The sequence below is a fragment of the Dolichospermum sp. LEGE 00246 genome (genome assembly GCF_015207865.1).
Taxonomy (GTDB): domain Bacteria; phylum Cyanobacteriota; class Cyanobacteriia; order Cyanobacteriales; family Nostocaceae; genus Dolichospermum; species Dolichospermum heterosporum.
Map to the genome: position 1 here is coordinate 1 of NZ_JADEWA010000061.1, position 17,871 is coordinate 17,871.

General features: G+C 38.2%; 14 protein-coding genes. 8 read left to right on the plus strand and 6 right to left on the minus strand.

Annotation, left to right across the window (positions count from 1 at the left end):
- From IQ228_RS06735 to IQ228_RS06755, 5 genes are all read left to right on the plus strand, one after another.
- A partial coding sequence (locus tag IQ228_RS06735; protein WP_193962460.1) for a GUN4 domain-containing protein occupies nt 1-374 on the plus strand: 374 nt, incomplete at its 5' end.
- Between the two features lie 476 nt (nt 375-850).
- Nucleotides 851-1,024, plus strand: coding sequence for a four helix bundle protein (locus IQ228_RS27370; RefSeq protein WP_370566834.1), 174 nt, complete (start codon nt 851-853; stop codon nt 1,022-1,024).
- Between the two features lie 128 nt (nt 1,025-1,152).
- A complete protein-coding gene (locus IQ228_RS06745; protein ID WP_228043730.1) occupies nt 1,153-1,275 on the plus strand; it encodes an element excision factor XisH family protein in 123 nt (40 codons plus the stop codon).
- Nucleotides 1,263-1,616: a XisI protein gene (locus tag IQ228_RS06750; protein ID WP_027403289.1), complete on the plus strand. Its 354-nt coding sequence runs from the start codon at nt 1,263-1,265 to the stop codon at nt 1,614-1,616. Before IQ228_RS06745 ends, IQ228_RS06750 begins: the two co-directional genes overlap by 13 nt.
- A gap of 226 nt (nt 1,617-1,842) precedes the next feature.
- Entirely contained in the window at nt 1,843-2,238 is a 396-nt protein-coding gene (locus IQ228_RS06755; protein WP_193962461.1) for a CU044_2847 family protein, read from the plus strand.
- Between the two features lie 996 nt (nt 2,239-3,234).
- On the opposite strand, the gene IQ228_RS06760 is transcribed toward IQ228_RS06755, so the two are convergent.
- Nucleotides 3,235-4,236, minus strand: coding sequence for a phosphoribulokinase (locus IQ228_RS06760; RefSeq protein ID WP_027403287.1), 1,002 nt, complete (start codon nt 4,234-4,236; stop codon nt 3,235-3,237).
- 1,340 nt (nt 4,237-5,576) lie between these two features.
- On the opposite strand from IQ228_RS06760, the gene petH reads away from it, so the two are divergent.
- Both petH and IQ228_RS06770 read left to right on the plus strand, forming a co-directional pair.
- A complete protein-coding gene (petH, locus tag IQ228_RS06765; protein ID WP_193962467.1) occupies nt 5,577-6,932 on the plus strand; it encodes a ferredoxin--NADP reductase in 1,356 nt (451 codons plus the stop codon).
- A 133-nt stretch (nt 6,933-7,065) separates the two neighbouring features.
- The gene (locus IQ228_RS06770) at nt 7,066-8,355 is read left to right on the plus strand and encodes a homoserine dehydrogenase (RefSeq protein ID WP_193962468.1); all 1,290 of its coding nucleotides are present in this window, start codon (nt 7,066-7,068) and stop codon (nt 8,353-8,355) included.
- 1,376 nt (nt 8,356-9,731) lie between these two features.
- On the opposite strand, the gene IQ228_RS06775 is transcribed toward IQ228_RS06770, so the two are convergent.
- Nucleotides 9,732-10,169: a CAAD domain-containing protein gene (locus tag IQ228_RS06775; protein WP_027403284.1), complete on the minus strand. Its 438-nt coding sequence runs from the start codon at nt 10,167-10,169 to the stop codon at nt 9,732-9,734.
- A gap of 806 nt (nt 10,170-10,975) precedes the next feature.
- Between IQ228_RS06775 and pcrA the strand changes: the two genes are divergently transcribed.
- Nucleotides 10,976-13,306 carry a DNA helicase PcrA gene (pcrA, locus tag IQ228_RS06780; protein ID WP_193962462.1) on the plus strand — a complete coding sequence of 777 codons (2,331 nt, stop codon included), beginning with the start codon at nt 10,976-10,978 and terminating at the stop codon, nt 13,304-13,306.
- 299 nt (nt 13,307-13,605) lie between these two features.
- Here pcrA and IQ228_RS06785 read toward each other — a convergent pair whose 3' ends face one another.
- The 4 genes from IQ228_RS06785 to IQ228_RS06800 form a co-directional block, all read right to left on the minus strand.
- On the minus strand, nt 13,606-14,406 hold the full coding sequence (locus tag IQ228_RS06785; RefSeq protein WP_193962463.1) for a type II secretion system protein J: 801 nt from the start codon (nt 14,404-14,406) through the stop codon (nt 13,606-13,608).
- Between the two features lie 5 nt (nt 14,407-14,411).
- Nucleotides 14,412-14,972, minus strand: a complete 561-nt coding sequence (locus IQ228_RS06790; RefSeq protein ID WP_193962464.1) for a Tfp pilus assembly protein FimT/FimU — start codon at nt 14,970-14,972, stop codon at nt 14,412-14,414.
- A gap of 228 nt (nt 14,973-15,200) precedes the next feature.
- Nucleotides 15,201-16,811, minus strand: coding sequence for a hypothetical protein (locus IQ228_RS06795; protein WP_193962465.1), 1,611 nt, complete (start codon nt 16,809-16,811; stop codon nt 15,201-15,203).
- A 102-nt stretch (nt 16,812-16,913) separates the two neighbouring features.
- The gene (locus tag IQ228_RS06800) at nt 16,914-17,651 is read right to left on the minus strand and encodes a prepilin-type N-terminal cleavage/methylation domain-containing protein (protein ID WP_193962466.1); all 738 of its coding nucleotides are present in this window, start codon (nt 17,649-17,651) and stop codon (nt 16,914-16,916) included.
- Nucleotides 17,652-17,871 lie beyond the last annotated feature (220 nt).

The window sequence follows — 17,871 nt, forward strand, 5'->3', positions numbered from 1 at the left end:
ATATTAAAAACTTTAACTGTAAGGATTTACAAAAAGTAGATAAATTATGGGTGGATAACTCAAAAGGAAAATTCGGTTTTAGTGTTCAGAAAAGGATATATCTGGAAACAGGTAATTCTTTAGATTTTGACTGGGAAAAGGGAACATTTACAAAATGGAACGAGGAAGGGTATAATAGTTTTGTCGAAATGGTGGGATGGAAGAGGGGCAAAGACGAAGGGGGAGACTGGATGAGATACGATGAATTACCTTTATGGGAAGTAACTAATTTAGACTTGCATAAGCGTCGAGGTACGTTACCGATTACGGAGGTACTGCGGATGAAAATTGAGATTCCTCTCTTCTTGCAGAGACTTGTAGGTTGTAGCAGATAAGGCTTTCTTAGAATTTAGAATTTAGAATTTAGAATTTAGAAAAAACGGCTCTTGCGTCTCTTTTATGGTGATTGAGGATTGATGATAACAAAACCCTTACGGGACAAGGGTTATAAATAATTATTTCCATATTTTCAATGAAATGCCTACACAATAGGGCTTTCAATGATTTTGAACCAGGGTTTCCATAAAAATAACCGAAGAACCGAAAAAACCATCATAAAATTTTTCTTTTTTGCCACCAATTATTAACAAATTACCAGTAAATTGTTTAGATTAAATATCATTAAAAATGGCCAATAAAGATATACAAGAAAGAACTCTAAACTTTAGCATAAGAATAGTTAATCTTTGTAAGTTTCTGAGAGAAAATGGTGGAACAGGATATGATTTAAGTAAACAATTAATACGCTCTGGAATCAAGTATTGGTGCTAATGTTGAAGAAGCACAAAATGCAGAAAATAAACCTGATTTTATTCATAAAATGAGTATTTCTTTGAAGGAGGCTAGAGAAACAAATTATTGGTTAAAAATCCTAATCGCCACCGAGAAACAACTAGAACCAAGATTACTTCCTTTACTAAATGAATCTAATGAATTGATTTCTATTCTTCATGCAATCATTAAAAATAGTAAGGCTAAAAATTAATTCGGCTTTTGCGTTGTTTTTATGGTGATTGAGGATTGATTATAACAAAACTATTGCCCCGTAGGGGTTAGAAACAATTATGCCCATATTTTTAATGAAATGCCCACACAATAAGGCTGTCAATTATTTTGAACCAGAGTTTCCATAAAAATTTTCAACGTAAGTCTGTACAAGCAGTCATCCAAGAAAATCAACTTTTATTAATAGTTGTGAATACAGAAAAGGAGGAAATTGAACAATGGATAAACTAGAACAATATCGTCATGCTATCAAAAAGATATTGACAGAATATTACGAAATGAGTAATCCTCAAAATGTTGAAAATGGCAAAATGGAGGCTAGTGAACGTTTAGCTTTTGATGAAAACAGAGATCAATATATTTGGTTTCGATTTGGCTGGGATGACAAAAAACAAATACAGCATATTATCATCTATCTTTGCATCAAAAACGGTAAAGTTTGGGTAGAAGAAGATGCAACTAATTTATGTGTTGTTGATGATTTGCTATCAACAGGAATACCTCAAAGCGATATTATTTTAGGTTTCCAGCATCCCAGTAAACGCAGTTTAACAGAATTTGCTACTGCTTGAATAGGTGACTATTCGTTATTCAAAAAGCCTTTTTGCATTTCCGCAGCCTTTAGGTTAGCGTAAATATATCTGAGTATAGAGAAACACCTGACGGCTTTTGTGACGAGTTAATTAAAATTCACGGTTATTACAACGAGTGGTAATATGATAACTGTATGCTGGTATTGAGTCGCGCTTTGGTCGTGGCATCAGATGACGGTTACATTGTAAAAGATAATTTACCTTTATGTCACAACTAACGCCGATTCAATTAGAAGACGGAACAATTATTTATATTGAAGCATCAGAAAATATTGCTGAACCTATTCCCCAGCCTCCAGAAAATGAGAACCTAGATTTTCTAATTCCCACCCCTGAACAAGCAGACCGCAGTTTTGGCTTAGAAAAACTGAACGAAAAACTGAATATTAAAGAACAGGGAGACAAACTCCAAAAAACTATTCAATCCTATTCAAAACATATTATTCAATCCTTCAAAGATTTAGCTCTAGCCGAAGTTGCTGAAGTTACTTTAGAATTTGGCGTTAATGTCGGAGGAATGACAGGAATCCCTTATATTGTCACAGGAAAAACTAGCAGTAATATTAAAATTACTGTTAAATGTAAATTTAATCAGAAATAAATTTTGTCAGAATCAGGATATTCAGGATTAAAGGATTTACAGGATGTTATTTTTGAATTAGTCTAGGAATCTTCTGCAATTTATAGTGTTTAGAGAATGTTGTTTATTTTAGGCATTTACTAGATAAGCTGTTACGCAGCTAGATTTGATAACCAAAATTTACTTGAACTTTGTAGTGAGGGCATCTTGCCCGCTAGAATTATACAAACTAAATGCACAACAGCTTATTCTTTTCCACTTATCATCATAATCCTTAATTCTGCCACAATCAAACAATATGCAAATAACAATCCTGTCAATCCTCGAATCCTGGAAATCCTGATTCAGACAAAATATTCACTTAATTCTGCCACAATCAAATAAGTAGTGAGACAGAATTAATTACACAATGTCATTGCGTTAGCGCAGCGTGGCGTTAGCCATATGGAACGAAGTGAAATCAAGCAATCTCCAGGGTTGTGATTGCTTCCCTTCGCTCGCAATGACTGTAAATATTTTTGTCCAATTACTTAATATGCAAATAACAATCCTGTCAATCCTCGAATCCTGGAAATCCTGATTCAGACAAAATATTCACTTAATTCTGCCACAATCAAATAAGTAGTGAGACAGAATTAATTACACAATGTCATTGCGTTAGCGCAGCGTAGCGTTAGCCATATGGAACGAAGTGAAATGAAGCGATAGCGTTCGCGGAGCGTCCCGGAGGGAACTAGCGCTGCTGCAAGCAGTTCGCCAGGGTTGTGATTGCTTCCCTTCGCTCGCAATGACTGTAAATATTTTTGTCCAATTACTTAATATGCAAATAACAATCCTGTAAATCCTCAAATCCTGGACATCCTGATTCAGACAAAATATTCACTTAATTCTGCCACAATCAAATAATATCCAAATAACAATCCTGCAAATCCTCAAATCCTGGACATCCTGATTCAGACAAAAAAAAGAGGGAACATATTTAACTGTTCCCCCTGAACTTTGACACAAACTGCTGTTTTAGACTTGAACTGCTAATTTTGCTTCTTTAGCTGTCAATCGCTCATAAGCATCACGCATTTTCAACCCTGTCAATACTTGGAATAAACCAGTACCATTATTAGAACCTGGGTATTCACGGTGTTGTAGTAACAAGTGAGTCATCTCACCTTGATATTTGGTGGATGTTTTGCTCAAATGAGTTTCAATGTAAATTACTTCATCGAGGTTATCAAATTGACCGTCTACTTCTAAAACAGAGACGTAACGACCATAGTAAACATCAGAACCGTAGTAAAGCTGCATACCGGGGTAAGAACAGGTCAGTTTGCGTCCGCAAGGAGTCCACTGAATTGTTGAACCTTCGTCAAACAGGTAACTTGGCTCAAAGCCTTCTTTACCTTCCCGTTGTAACATCCGTACCCGTAAAACTTTACGTTCTGTATCGTTTTTAATTAAGTTTGTGGGTAATACTTGCAGAACCACGTCAGCAAATTCTCTTTGTGGTTCGATGAATTTTTCAAAATCAGGTTTACGAGAATTGATTTGTGCTAGAACATCTTCATAGCGGTGACCTCTTTCAGCCATATCGCGTTGAATTTTCCAAGCAATTTTGACTTCATCGCCGATATCAAAATAAACACTGAAGTCTAAAAGCGCTCTTACTCGTTCATCATACAAAGGATGCAGCCCTTCTACAACAATAATATGATTTGGCTCAATCCATTCTGGTGGATCAATCATGCCAGTTTCGTGGTTATAAATTGGCTTATGAATCGCCTGACCTTCTTTAAGAGACTTAATTTGTTCATACATTAAGTCAAAGTTATTTGCTCTGGGGTCAAGTGCAGTTATGCCTGTTTCTTTACGTTGTTTACGATCTAGGCAATGATAGTCATCTAAACAGATAACTGTCATAAATTCTTCGCCAAATAAATCAATCAACCGACGCAAAAACGTAGATTTACCGCACCCAGAGTCTCCGGCTACTCCAATTAGTACCACGCGTTCCGGCTTAGTCATAAATTCCCTCTAAATACTAAATGTGTCAATCAATAATTTTTCTCACAGCAGATTCTGAATCTAGGAGCTTACCCCAAAGGTATTGTCCTACGTTCTGGCTATCCAGCATAACGATGACAGATTTCAACAAATAACTTGTACGCCTATAGCAGTTACTCGTCCTAATTAGCCTAATTTTATAGCTGGTAAGTATTTAATCTTAGTGTTGCCCTAAATTTTAACAGAATGGGGTGTACTCTCACAAGATTTACCTTAAGAACGAATCTAGTTTCCTAGCAATTATCTGTTTAATATTCTGCCATAGATGATACATTTTTTTTAGATGTGAGAGAAAATAGGAGTTAGCACTTTGGCTGACTTCGACAAGCTCAGTACAAGTCGCTCAGTTCCTGATCGAGAGAACAAAGAATGTGTAAAAGCTTGTTAGTGTTTGATAGTACAGTGTAACCTATGGCTCAACTCGCACTACGCTAAATTATGTAGTAATTTTAACGCTATATTTAATTTATACTCAAAATGGCTAAAAATTGGACTTTTTTCTAATACAAATAACAAGTTCAAAGCCTCTCCAATTATAAAAGCTGCTCCTTTTCCCTCCCTTGTAGGGGAGGGTCAGGGAGGGGTGCAAAGGAGAGGTTTACCAGAGGGGTTTCATATTTGTTTAAGCAATGAACCGTTTGCAGTATACTTAAAATGTACTGTACATACAAAATTGATTATTAAGTAGTGAGACAGAATTAATTACATAATGTCATTGCGTTAGCGCAGCGTGGCGTTAGCCATAGGGAACGAAGTGAAATGAAGCGATAGCGTTCGCGGAGCGTCCCGGAGGGAACTAGCGCTGCTGCAAGCAGTTCGCCAGAGTTGTAATTGCTTCCCTTCGCTCGCAATGACTGTAAATATTTTTGTCCAATTACTTAATAAAGTCCGTTACTGCACTGTCATGGTAAGATATTACTGGTAGTTTTAGTTCAATCCAAACTAAAGTTATAAATCGAAAGGCTTTTTTGCAAACCCAGGATTTTTGCATGATCAATATATAGTAGAATGTTTGATTAACAAGCCTAAGACTATGTAGTTCAAGAAAAAAAGATTAAAGTGATTCACTATTAACATTCTCGCAAAGACTTATCCTCTAATTTAGAAGGTGAACAGGTGTGTTTTTTGCCATGCCTACTGGTCTTGGGCGAGTGTACTGAGCAGGGCATCATCATAAATGATGTCGTTTTCCCAGATGGCTAGTTTTGTGATCCGAAAATCCGGTAAACTAAACCTCGCATAAGGATGGGAATGATTTTTTTTTGATAAACGGTTAAGTAAATATCGGAGTGTTAGAAGGAATGTACAATCAAGGTGCTGTTGAGGGTGCTGCCAATATAGAATCAGGTAGCCGCGTCTTCGTTTACGAAGTGGTGGGTCTGCGTCAGGTTGAAGAAACTGATCAAACCAACTACCAAATTCGTAGAAGTGGCAGTGTATTCATCAGAGTACCTTACAACCGCATGAATCAAGAAATGCGACGGATCACTCGCCTGGGCGGTAAAATTGTTAGTATCCAATCTGTTACAGCTTTACAGCAACTCAATCGCAAAGTTGACTTAGTAGTTAACGAAAAAGTTGAATTGGCCACTGCTGACATTAAAGTTAGCAGCGAAGTCGCGGCTGAAGTAAGTGCTAACAAAGATGAACATGGTAAATCCACACCTGTAAGTAATGTTAGTGAAGCTAAAGGCTTTGCTAAAACACCAGCTAAGGATAAGAAAGGCAACTCCATGACTCAAGCAAAAGCCAAAAAAGATGCTCATGCTGATGTTCCTGTGAACATTTACCGTCCTAATGCTCCGTTTATTGGTAAGTGTATTTCTAATGAAACATTAGTTAAAGAGGGTGGAATTGGGATTGTTCAACATCTCAAGTTTGACCTGTCTGCCGGCAACTTGAGGTATTTAGAAGGACAAAGTATTGGGATTATTCCTCCTGGTGTAGATAAGAATGGTAAGCCTGAAAAACTCAGACTGTACTCCATTGCTTCTACTCGTCACGGCGATAATCTAGATGATAAAACAATATCTCTGTGTGTTCGTCAGTTAGAGTACAAGCATCCAGAAACAGGTGAAACGGTTTATGGTGTTTGTTCTACCTATCTGAGTAAAATTAAACCAGGTGATGATGTCAAAATCACTGGTCCTGTTGGTAAGGAAATGTTATTGCCGGAAGATCCTGAAGCTAATGTGATCATGTTAGCAACAGGTACAGGTATTGCGCCTATGCGGACTTATCTGTGGCGGATGTTTAAGGATGCAGAAAGAAAAGCTAACCCAGAATATCAATTTCAAGGATTTTCCTGGTTATTGTTTGGGGTGCCAACATCTCCCAATATTCTCTACAAAGAAGAATTGGAAGCAATGCAAGAGAAATATCCAGAAAACTTCCGTCTCACCTATGCTATCAGCCGGGAACAAAATAACCCCGCAGGTGGCAGAATGTACATCCAAGACCGAGTTGCAGAACACGCTGATGAATTGTGGCAGTTAATTAAAAATGAAAAAACTCACACTTACATCTGCGGTTTGCGCGGTATGGAAGATGGCATTGATGCTGCTTTAAGTGCTGCTGCGGCTAAAGAAGGTGTAGTTTGGAGTGATTACCAAAAGGATCTAAAAAAAGCTCACCGCTGGCACGTAGAAACATACTAATTTAGTCAGTGGTCATTAGTCATTGGTCATTGGACAATTAAAAGAAGATAATTAGTAGGTAGGGCTTATGCTCTGCCTACAATTGTTTTATTGTTCTATATTTCTATATAAGTTCATTGTGGGTGCAAAATCTGTGGCTGTCAAATTAGGAATACTTGGATTAGGTACGGTGGGAACAGGGACAGTGCAACTGTTGCAAGACAATGTAGGTCGTCATCCGCTGTTACAGGACATTGAAATCTATCGAGTGGGTGTGCGATCGCTCACGAAACCCCGTGCTGTAGAATTATCTCCAGAGGTGATAACTACGGATTTAGAAGCAATTGTTAATGATCCAGCCGTAGATATAGTTGTAGAACTGATGGGGGGATTAGAACCCGCACACACACTCATCTTGACAGCTATTAAAAATGGTAAGCACGTAGTTACTGCCAATAAAGCCGTAATTTCTCGATTTGGTGGCGAAATATTCACCGCTGCTAATCAAGCGGGTGTCTATGTGCTGCTAGAAGCCGCCGTTGGTGGTGGTATTCCTGTAATTCAACCCCTCAAGCAATCCTTAAGCGTTAATCGCATTAACGCTATCATGGGTATTGTCAATGGTACAACCAACTACATCCTCACCAAGATGCAAACAGAAGGGAGTGAATTTGATGATGTCTTAGCAGATGCTCAGAGGTTGGGTTATGCTGAAGCTGACCCCACAGCGGATGTTGATGGTTTGGATGCCGGAGATAAGATTGCTATTTTGGCATCTTTAGGATTTGATGGCCGAATTAATCGAGATGATGTTTATTGCGAAGGTATTCGCCAAGTTACAAAAACAGATATTGCATACAGCGCTAAATTAGGATTTGTGATTAAATTATTGGGGATAGCTCAACACTTAGATCAAGATAATTCCCGACTTTCCGTGAGAGTTCATCCTACCCTAGTTCCCCAAACCCATCCTTTAGCTAGTATCAACGGTGTTTACAATGCCATTCTTGTGGAAGGAGAACCTATAGGACAGGTGATGTTATTCGGTCCTGGGGCTGGGGCTGGGGCTACCGCTAGTGCTGTATCATCAGATATCTTGAATCTTGTTGCTACTCTGAAAACTAATACAGCTAAACCAAATCCTCTCCTCGCTTGTAGACATCAACATTACTCGCAAATTACCCCCATTTCCGAGTTAGTAACCCGGTTTTATGCCCGTTTCCTCAGCAAAGACCAAGCGGGAGTCATTGGTAGACTGGGAACTTGTTTTGGCAATTATGGCGTGAGTTTAGAATCAGTCGTCCAAACTGGTTTTCAGGGAGAACTAGCAGAAATTGTCGTTGTTACCCACACTGTCCGAGAAGGGGACTTTAGACAAGCTTTGGCAGAAATTCAAGCAATGGAATCAATAGATAGTATTCCTAGCGTGTTGCGAGTGCTTTGAATCACAAAAACATCCTCGGCTTCTTGAAGAAGTCGGGGATTTGTTACTCTATTCTTAATTAACAACAAGATAGTTCTTCCTTATCAAGTTTACCATAGCATATTTAAAATTGTTTGTCAATACTATAAATCTCTTTTTTCGGTTGGCGTTTTTGCGTTTTTTAGCGAAACATCATCACCCCATGATGTATACGTAACACGGCTTAATAATTTGATTCTGTGGGTAGGGGTAAAGCAAGAGCTTCATTGGTGTCAACTTAAGCTCAAATCCCTACCACATCTCGTTCCTAGTCTCTGACTAGGAATGCAGTTGATGAGGCTCTGCCTCTAATATCATTGAAGGCAGAGAATTGATTCCCAAATAAGCTTTCACACCCGCCCGGAACTGAAGTTCCGGTCTAATAGCTCAAGTGCGTTAAAACGCACTGTGATTAAATCAAAATCAGGAATTATCCTATTTTAGAATAAATACCGCCAAAATAGTCGGTTTCAACCGACTTGAGCTATTAGACAGGGAATTAATTCCCTGGCTGGGAGGTACTTGACACTATTGAGCAGTGCTAAACTTTTACAAATTATTATACGACACTAGAATGTATTATTTATAAACACAACTGTGATCTTTCAGTTATAAATAATCTTTTTGCCACATATATTTAGAGTTATATGAGTGATATATATGCAGTTTAACATTTATACTCAACACGGCTTAATTATTTGATTCTCCCGGTAGGGGGTTAGCAATGCTTAATAGTGTCAACTTAACGTAAAACCCATAACCCAACTGGGAATGATAGCGTAGCGTGGCGTTAGCCATATTCCCAGTCTCATAGCAAAAGTCCTCTCAAGACAACTCAATATACTGCAAACCGTTCATAGTTTAACCAAATATGAAACCCCTCTGGTAAGTAGTGAGACAGAATTAATTACACAATGTTATGGCGTTAGCGCAGCGTGGCGTTAGCCATAGGGAACGAAGTGAAATGAAGCAATTGCAAGGGTTGTGATTGCTTCCCTTCGCTCGCAATGACTGTAGAATATGAATTAAATAAAGTGCAAAAGTAGGGTGTGTAAAGCCCTTGCGGGCATGGCTTCGCTTAGAGCGACAGCGTAACGCACCATTTCAGGTTAAGTCAGAATTGCAGGTTATTAAATTTGCGTTTCTGTAAATATTTTTGTCCAATTACTTAAACCTCTCCAGTATTAAATGTTCTTCCTTTTCCCTCTTAGGAGAGGGTTAGGGAAAGGTGCAAAGGAGAGGCTTTGAACTTGTTCTTTGTATGATAAAAAAGTCCAGCTTCTAGCCGTTGTAAAAAAGAAAAAAGATACCCGATTTCTTTAAAGAGTCGGGTATCTAAAATGATCTAAATTTGTGAGTTAAGATTTAGAAGTGTGCTTACCCACAACTTGGGATTTGAGTGTGGTAATTTCTTCAGATAACTCCTGTCTGCTAGAAGCTTTGAGTAAATAGCGATAAACAAACCACACAGAATAACCAATGCCAATTAATTCAAAGGTAGGTGCTACCAAAGGAACATCATTAAGAGCATCTAATACAGCCAATAGTACCTTAACTGTGATTACTCCTGTCACTACTAAGCCAATACTAACAATGGGCTGCTGATATTGACCAAAGAATTTACCTACATAGTCTGGTAATGTCCCCAAAAAACCAGAAATTTGTTGTCCATATTTCAGCCATTGTTCTTGAGACTGCATAGGAGGTTGAAGTTTGGTCAAATTCCCGGTTTGAGTGTTAATTTCGGGTATGGTTGTTTCTTTAGACTGGGTTTCTTTAAATTCTGGTTCTTGCATTTTTGTTTCCATGATTTTGAAAGTTGAGTTTCTTACCTAGATATTTACAACCAAAAGGCTGTTAACCGGCACTTTCCCTCGCTAATCAGAGTGAGAGATTAGAGATTATTGGTTTATCTTACATCTAGAGTTCTTCATAAGTGTCAGTAACCCAGCCCTAAAGGGACTGGGCTTGCAAGAGTAATCAAGCAAGCCGTACTGACCAGACCACCCTAAGCATAGTCGAAGGGTAGCCGTTATTTGAGTCACGACACCTCGGAATGCGAAGCTAGTTCCCCGCTCTGTCGCTTGTGATTAAACAGTTCTAAGGTCACTGGAACAGTGTTGCAAGCAAAACAAGCTCTTATAACTGGTCGAAGCTAACATTACCCCAGAAATGGGAGTTGGTTTCCAGATTCCAATCAAAAATCTGGTTTCAATTTTAATATCCACAGCGGTTAAAACCGTGGTCAGTGAGCTTGCGATGCCCTGAGCCTGTCAAAGGTCGAACTGCTCGTGTCGTGGCTGGTGAGCTGCGTCGAACCATCCCTCTCAGGGCTAAAGCCACGCTCGTTTCCCACTTACCGGGTATTCTTATGATAAAACTTTACACAAAATCCAGTAACATGAAGTTGCTAGTTATGGAACAGGCAAGGATAAAACCAAATAATCTAATACTATATCAAATTTTCTCAAAGTTTAGCAATTTAAGTAAATTTTTATCATTTTTGCCCCATTATGCTGCTTTTGTTTAATTCTTTGTACTGAGTTCGACGTTGACAGAATAACCCGATAACAAATTGTCCTTTTCATCATTGTTGTAGTTTATGACCACAAATATTGATTTTCTTGCTCACCTTAATCCTAGTCAACGTCAAGCAGTCGAACACTACTGCGGACCATTGTTAGTGGTGGCTGGCGCTGGTTCCGGGAAAACCCGGGCACTGACTTACCGCATTGCCAATTTAATTATAAAACATCGTGTTAATCCTGAAAATATCCTCGCGGTGACATTTACCAATAAAGCTGCTAGGGAAATGAAGGAAAGAATTCAAAGGATATTTACTGAACAATTAGCAATATCACAACATGGTAAAAAGTTTGATTTACTGACAGAATATGAACAAAGCTTACTAAAAACACAGGTTTACCGCACTACTATTAAAGATATGTGGTGTGGAACTTTTCACAGTTTATTCTCGCGGATTCTGCGCTGGGATATCGAAAAGTATCAAGATGAAAAAGGTAGAAAATGGAATAAGAACTTTTCTATCTTTGATGAATCGGATGTCCAAAGTGTGATTAAAGAAATTGTCACCAAAGATTTAAATTTAGATAGTAAAAAATTTGAACCTAAATCTATTCGCTACGCTATTAGTAACGCCAAAAATCAAGGACTTTCTCCCCAACAATTTGAAAGTGAACAACCAGACTATCGGGGTAGAGTTATTACTGATGTTTATAATCGCTATCAAGATAAACTTGCCCAAAATAACGCTTTAGATTTTGATGATTTAATTTTAATTCCTACCCGATTATTTCAACAAAATGAGCAAGTTTTAGCTTATTGGCATCAAAAATTCTCTCATATTCTAGTTGATGAATATCAAGATACCAACCGGACTCAATATGATCTAATTCAGCTTTTGGTGACAAATGGAGAAACCCGTAAAAGTGAATGGAAATGGCAAAATCGGTCTGTGTTTGTAGTTGGTGATGCTGACCAGTCAATTTATAGTTTTAGAATGGCAGATTTTACCATTTTGCTAGAATTTCAGGAAAATTTTGGGGATGGTTTAGCAGATGATGATACTCGTTCTATGGTGAAATTAGAAGAAAATTATCGTTCATGTGAAAATATTCTCCAAGCGGCTAATGAATTAATTGAAAATAATACTCAACGGATTGATAAAATCCTCAAAGCCACAAGAGAACCAGGGGAAGAAATTTATTGTCATAAAGCTGATGAAGAAATGGCAGAAGCAGCTTTTGTGATTAACCAAATTAGAAATTTAGAACATCAACACCCGGAATTAAATTGGGGTAACTTTGCAATTTTATATCGAACAAATGCCCAATCTCGACCTTTTGAAGAATTATTAGTAAAATATCAAATTCCTTATACGGTTGTGGGAGGCATGAAGTTTTACGATCGCAAAGAAATTAAAGATGCTGTGGCATATTTAAGGGCGATTAATAACCCAGCGGATACTGTCAGTTTATTACGAGTTATCAACACACCTCGGCGGGGAATTGGTAAATCTACTGTTGATGCTTTGGTGAATGCTTCCCAGCAATTAGGAACAACTTTATGGGAAATATTAAGTGATGAAACATCTGTAAATACTTTAGCAGGACGTTCGGCGAAAGCTGTGAATAATTTCGCCGCCATGATTCAAAATCGTCAAGAACAAATCAAAGTTGTTCCCGGTTCGGAAATTTTACAAGGGGTTTTAGAGGATTCTGGCTATATTAAGGAATTGCAAGATCAGGCTACAGATGAAGCTGATAATAGAATTAGTAATGTCAATGAATTATATAATGCTATGCTGCAATTTCAAGAAGAAAATGCTGGAGAAGATATTTCTTTACAGGCATTTTTGCAAAGTGCGGCTTTGAGTTCTGATTTAGATAATTTAAAAGAGGGACAAACAGCGGTTTCTTTAATGACTTTACACGCTTCTAAAGGGTTGGAGTTTCCTGTTGTCTTTTTAGTGGGTTTAGAACAGGGACTTTTTCCGGGTTATCGTTCTTTACAAGATCCTTCATTGTTAGAAGAGGAACGGCGTTTGTGTTATGTGGGAATTACCCGCGCTCAAGAACGGTTGTTTCTATCTCATGCCAGAGAAAGGCGTTTATATGGGTCTAGAGAACCGGCAATGCGATCGCAATTTCTCGATGAAATCCCCGCAGAACTATTAACTACCCAAAATAAAGTTACCCGGAGTTCGACTAAAACCACACCTGCAACCACTAGTAAACAAACCACTCCCGGAATTTGGCAAGTAGGTGACAGAGTATTACATAAGTCCTTCGGACTTGGGGAAATTACCCACGTTTTCGGAGAAGGAAATAAGGTGTCTGTAGCGATTAAATTCCTGAGTTTAGGACAAAAAATTGTAGACCCCAGAGTAGCCCAATTACAAAAAGTTGGTTAAAAAATGTAGGTTGGGTTGAGCGACAGCAAAACCCAACATTTTCAATGATTTTGTTGGGTTTCGTTCCTCTACCCAACCTACAAATTTTGTAACTGATTCAGACAAAATCCCCAACCATAAAAAACAAGTAGGGTGTGTTAGCGACAGCGTAACGCACCATAATCAAACACAAATAAAATCAATAAAAAACCCCAATCCCATCCTCAAATCCTGGAAATCCTGATTCAGACAAAATCCCCAACTAGCAACTTACATTATTAATTTCCAACCGCCAATTTCTCGATTATTCAATTGTTCAATTATTTAGCTCTAGTAACAGCAGTAGATTTAACTTCAAGCGTTGTTGTATCTGTCTCGGTTAATTTACCGTATAAATAAAGATCAACTTTTTTACCACCTGTATATATACAAGCATAAAAGCCTTCACTACCTGAAAATGTATTGGGACTGGGACACAATGGATTTGGATTTGGATTTGGAGTTGCAGTTGCAGTTGCAGTTGGATTTGGTGTTGGGCTTGGGGTTCGTACTGCATCAGCTATAAAATACTTAGAATCATCTGCAAATGTTGCAACAGGATCAGGACTAGGACTAAGCGCAGTAGTATTAGTAGGACTAGGACAGGGAGTAGGAGTAGGAACAGGAGTAGTTATGTTGGCATATCGCTTAATTGATTTTGGGAGCTGCCATAAACCAGAACTATTAAAGGTATAGTAAACAACAGTATAGGTTTTATCAGAACTAAGAGCGCCACAAGAGTAAAGGGGAATTGTTAATTGTAAAACGCCCACCGCACCTGAAGGTAATGTTACAGTTGGAGCAGTAACACTCTTTGCCATTCTCACTTCATTACTAATATAATCTAAAGCCCGACTCAAATTAGCACGTCTGTCACTTTCCGATAATGCTTTACGATTTTGTTGCAACATAGCCACAATACCAATGCCAGCTATAGTCAAAACACCGGACATGATAGCTGTTGCTACTAATAACTCTAGCAAAGTAAATCCCTCATCTGTATTGAGAGAAGATTGACGAGTTTTATAATTTTGAAGAAAAAATTGGATATTTTTTTTGATATTAAAAGTATTGTTTAACATATTTTTTAAGGCGTACAATTGGATGAAATATCAGTAGAACTAGTACCAGTATATTTGCCAGTTGCAATTAATCCTAATGGTTGCGAGACAACCATACACTTTTTATCTCCAGTATTACTTTCATGCTGGAGTACGATTGTGATAGGGTTTGTGGCAGTTATTTGACCAAGATAATCAAAAGTTAAATTAGCCGTGTTAGAACCAGTAATGTTAACTAAACTAGTATTATTTGTAGATACTTGCATAGAAACGTTATATAGTTTGCCCGTACCTGTAGATAGACAGTTACCACTAGTGGTACTAATTTTTGGTGCTGGCTTTGGATCAGGTAATGTATCATAAGAAAACAAAAGCGCACAGTTTTGACCTCGACGAATAGCGCTTCTTTGTGCTTCTAGTAAAGCATTCTTAGCGCTAGTGAGATCCTGAGTAACTTTATTCCTGCGATTTAAAGCTGAAAAACTAGGAGCAGAAATAGCAACTAGAATACTGGCAAAAAGGATGACTACGATTAATTCTAGTAAAGTAAATCCATCTTCATTGTGATGGGTGTTGTCATGATTCATATAGTATTACCTGGGTATAAGCTATTGCACTTAAAATGCCAATAATAAGGATCGTTGACGTTTTCATCAGAGTGAAACCCTGACTATTTTCATGGAGATGATCAGGTAACATTAGCTATCATCTCAGTAGGTTGGCGTTAAAAATTGTCTTTATAACAAAGGAACAGAGAAGAAGTTTTGGGCAACTTTACTTTTTGTTAATACTTCGGTTTTTTATCATCCACTTACTTAATTTACACTCTGACGCTGCCATGAATTAACATTGCCAAGATTTATCGTTTGAATACTACCAGAGGCAGGCTGGGAAATTTCTGATAAATCAGTCCATGAAACCGCAGACTGATTAATATTTCCATTCCCAGTAGCAGTAAAACTTTTTGTCCACAAAGAACCAGAAACGTTACCATTTCCCGTTAATCTTGTGGCTATAAAAGGTGCAAATATGAAAGCGGAGGATGAACCATTACCCGTGAGATTTACTTCTTCGGTCCCAGTGCCATACATATAAAATTTAAAATACTTTGGGTTGTAAGTTGCACCGTTACCCGTCAATGTTAAACTCGCATTTGGTCCCGTATAAAAAATAACTTTTGTTGTTAGTCCCCCTGCACATACAGTTGGAGCAACAAGACCGTTACCACTCAGATTAAGATCAGCATCGGCATAAATTATTATTGTTTCGTTACAAGCACCACGTGAAGATCCAAAAGTTATACTGGCATTTCCACTTAAGTTAATGGAATTGCTACCGCTTGCGCCTATACGATATATGTATGTTGAATTTTGCGGTACTGTGGCACTAAATGCTACTCCATTGCTATTGATATCACCCGTACCAGGAAGTGTTAGAGTGCCATTATTACGATTAATTCCAGTGGAAATATTGTTAACATTCGATGTCGGAGGCGTATATTGGTTACCATTAGGTAGATCCGGAAATGCCTGATTGGACTGGATGAGTGTACCCTTTGGATTAGCAGTATTAGGATCACCATCATCCACAGTTCCTATCCTAGTATAGTTTCCATTGGCATCCTTAATCCAAACATAAGCGCCACAACTAGCATCCTGAACATTTGCATTTGCTATGGCATTACCACCACTAAAACTAAAACTATTTGCCCATAATCCAGCCGGTGCTGTACCTGTATTCGTAACCGTATTTGGAGTTGTAGTGGATGATACAGGAATACTGATTACAAGCTTGGTGGTGGCTGTATTAGACTTAGAAGTAGCTGTATTGCCAGTACCACTTTGCTTAACTCGACCTAGAACCGTTAGCGTAGCATTTCCCGGAGCAGTATTGCTTGGTACACCTGAATAACTAACAAGCTTGAATTGTCCTTGATTTACACCATAGATTGCGTCTGTTATATCTTGCCAGTTTGTAGTAGATTTTTGTACTATTTCAGTAGGAGTGTTGGCTGCGGTGTTGCCGCTGGTAATAGTAACACCACAGGGATCACTACTACTGCTACCACTACTCAATTCTGATATCGCTGAAGCGTTGTACCAACTCTTTTGATTGCTGCCTGTATCTGAGCAAGTCCCATCTGCACTTCGACTGATACAGTCAGGGTAAACTGCAATAGCCTTATTTTTGCTGATAACACCTTGATAATAAGTAATACCTGTCTCCGCTGCTGCCAACGCTCCGGATACCGTTTTCTGAGATGATGCACTGACTACATCACCCTGGGATCTGATAATCATCGTGAGAGCAATTATGAGCATGACTAACCCGAATCCCACAGCAATAGGCATGACAAAACCCTCTTCGTCAGAGAGATAGAAAAGAGCAATCTTGAGTCTTTGATTCATCAGTTTTTTATTCATCATCTTTCCTCCGAAGGATTAATTGAGTTTGAATTTTTTTATTCACAGTATTTCCACTATAAAGTTAGGGTGTTACTAATTATTAGAATACTGATTAAAGTATACTTAGTTACATTGATAAAATGCACTAGGAACAACCTCAGAATACATTGATGCCACTTTGACATTACTGTTGTTTTGAGAAGTCACAGTATAGGACAGTCTCAGAACTTCGTAGGGAGGAGTACTTGCATTACTTGCAATCGTAGAACGGCGAGAAACTGTGTATTGTTTTCCACTGATATATTGTCCACTGGTCGTATCGGTCGTGGTCGGACTGGTCGTATTGGTCAATTGATTGGCCAATTGAGGCAAATTCTGTTGCAGGTAATAAGCAAAGCCAGCATCAATGGACTTGGCTGCACACTTGCTGACCGCAGTGACAGATGCATTGGCAGACTGAGCGATAGCAAGATTAGCTGTAAGGGTAAGCGAATTTCCACTAATACTTTGAATTGTATAGGTCGTGGAATCTGTTCCAATTCTTACCTGATCGTTATTTGCTAATCCAACAGCGGATTCCAACACAACTTCTTTTTGTTGAGCAGCAGCATTAGCTGATAAGATGGATAAATTCGCTGCCTTATCTCTGACTGCTTCTAGATCCGCTTGAATCCAAGTAATACCATTAGAGTACGCTTTAGCCTTACTTTTAAAGAGAGCGGCAGTTACTAATCCCATCATTGCTACGTTTATAAACGCAGTAATCACTATAATGGCAACTAGCACTTCTAAAAGTGTAAATCCCTGCTGTGACTTTTGAGGGTTTTTTTCCCAGGATAATCGTTTAAAAAGTTTCATCATAATGCACCTCTTGTTACTGCCAGGAATTCACAGGAGCAATCTGTAGCGACAGGCAAATTGATTGTTACCAAACAAATTGCATTACAGTTAAGTTTTTACGCCCACAAATTGCACCATGATTATTTTCTACAATTGGAAAAAATAAAATTTGATAATATTTTAGAGGGTGTTTGAAAAGTTATGGTTGATGTATCAAATATTTTTTACCCCACCCTAACCC

Excerpts from the sequence above, each read along its gene's own strand:
- IQ228_RS06750 (WP_027403289.1), top strand. The coding sequence starts at position 1,263 with ATGGATAAACTAGAACAATATCGTCATGCTATCAAAAAGATATTGACA.
- IQ228_RS06755 (WP_193962461.1), top strand. The coding sequence starts at position 1,843 with ATGTCACAACTAACGCCGATTCAATTAGAAGACGGAACAATTATTTAT.
- IQ228_RS06760 (WP_027403287.1), bottom strand. The coding sequence starts at position 4,236 with ATGACTAAGCCGGAACGCGTGGTACTAATTGGAGTAGCCGGAGACTCT.
- petH (WP_193962467.1), top strand. The coding sequence starts at position 5,577 with ATGTACAATCAAGGTGCTGTTGAGGGTGCTGCCAATATAGAATCAGGT.
- IQ228_RS06775 (WP_027403284.1), bottom strand. The coding sequence starts at position 10,169 with ATGCAAGAACCAGAATTTAAAGAAACCCAGTCTAAAGAAACAACCATA.
- pcrA (WP_193962462.1), top strand. The coding sequence starts at position 10,976 with ATGACCACAAATATTGATTTTCTTGCTCACCTTAATCCTAGTCAACGT.
- IQ228_RS06785 (WP_193962463.1), bottom strand. The coding sequence starts at position 14,406 with ATGTTAAACAATACTTTTAATATCAAAAAAAATATCCAATTTTTTCTT.
- IQ228_RS06790 (WP_193962464.1), bottom strand. The coding sequence starts at position 14,972 with ATGAATCATGACAACACCCATCACAATGAAGATGGATTTACTTTACTA.
- IQ228_RS06795 (WP_193962465.1), bottom strand. The coding sequence starts at position 16,811 with ATGATGAATAAAAAACTGATGAATCAAAGACTCAAGATTGCTCTTTTC.
- IQ228_RS06800 (WP_193962466.1), bottom strand. The coding sequence starts at position 17,651 with ATGATGAAACTTTTTAAACGATTATCCTGGGAAAAAAACCCTCAAAAG.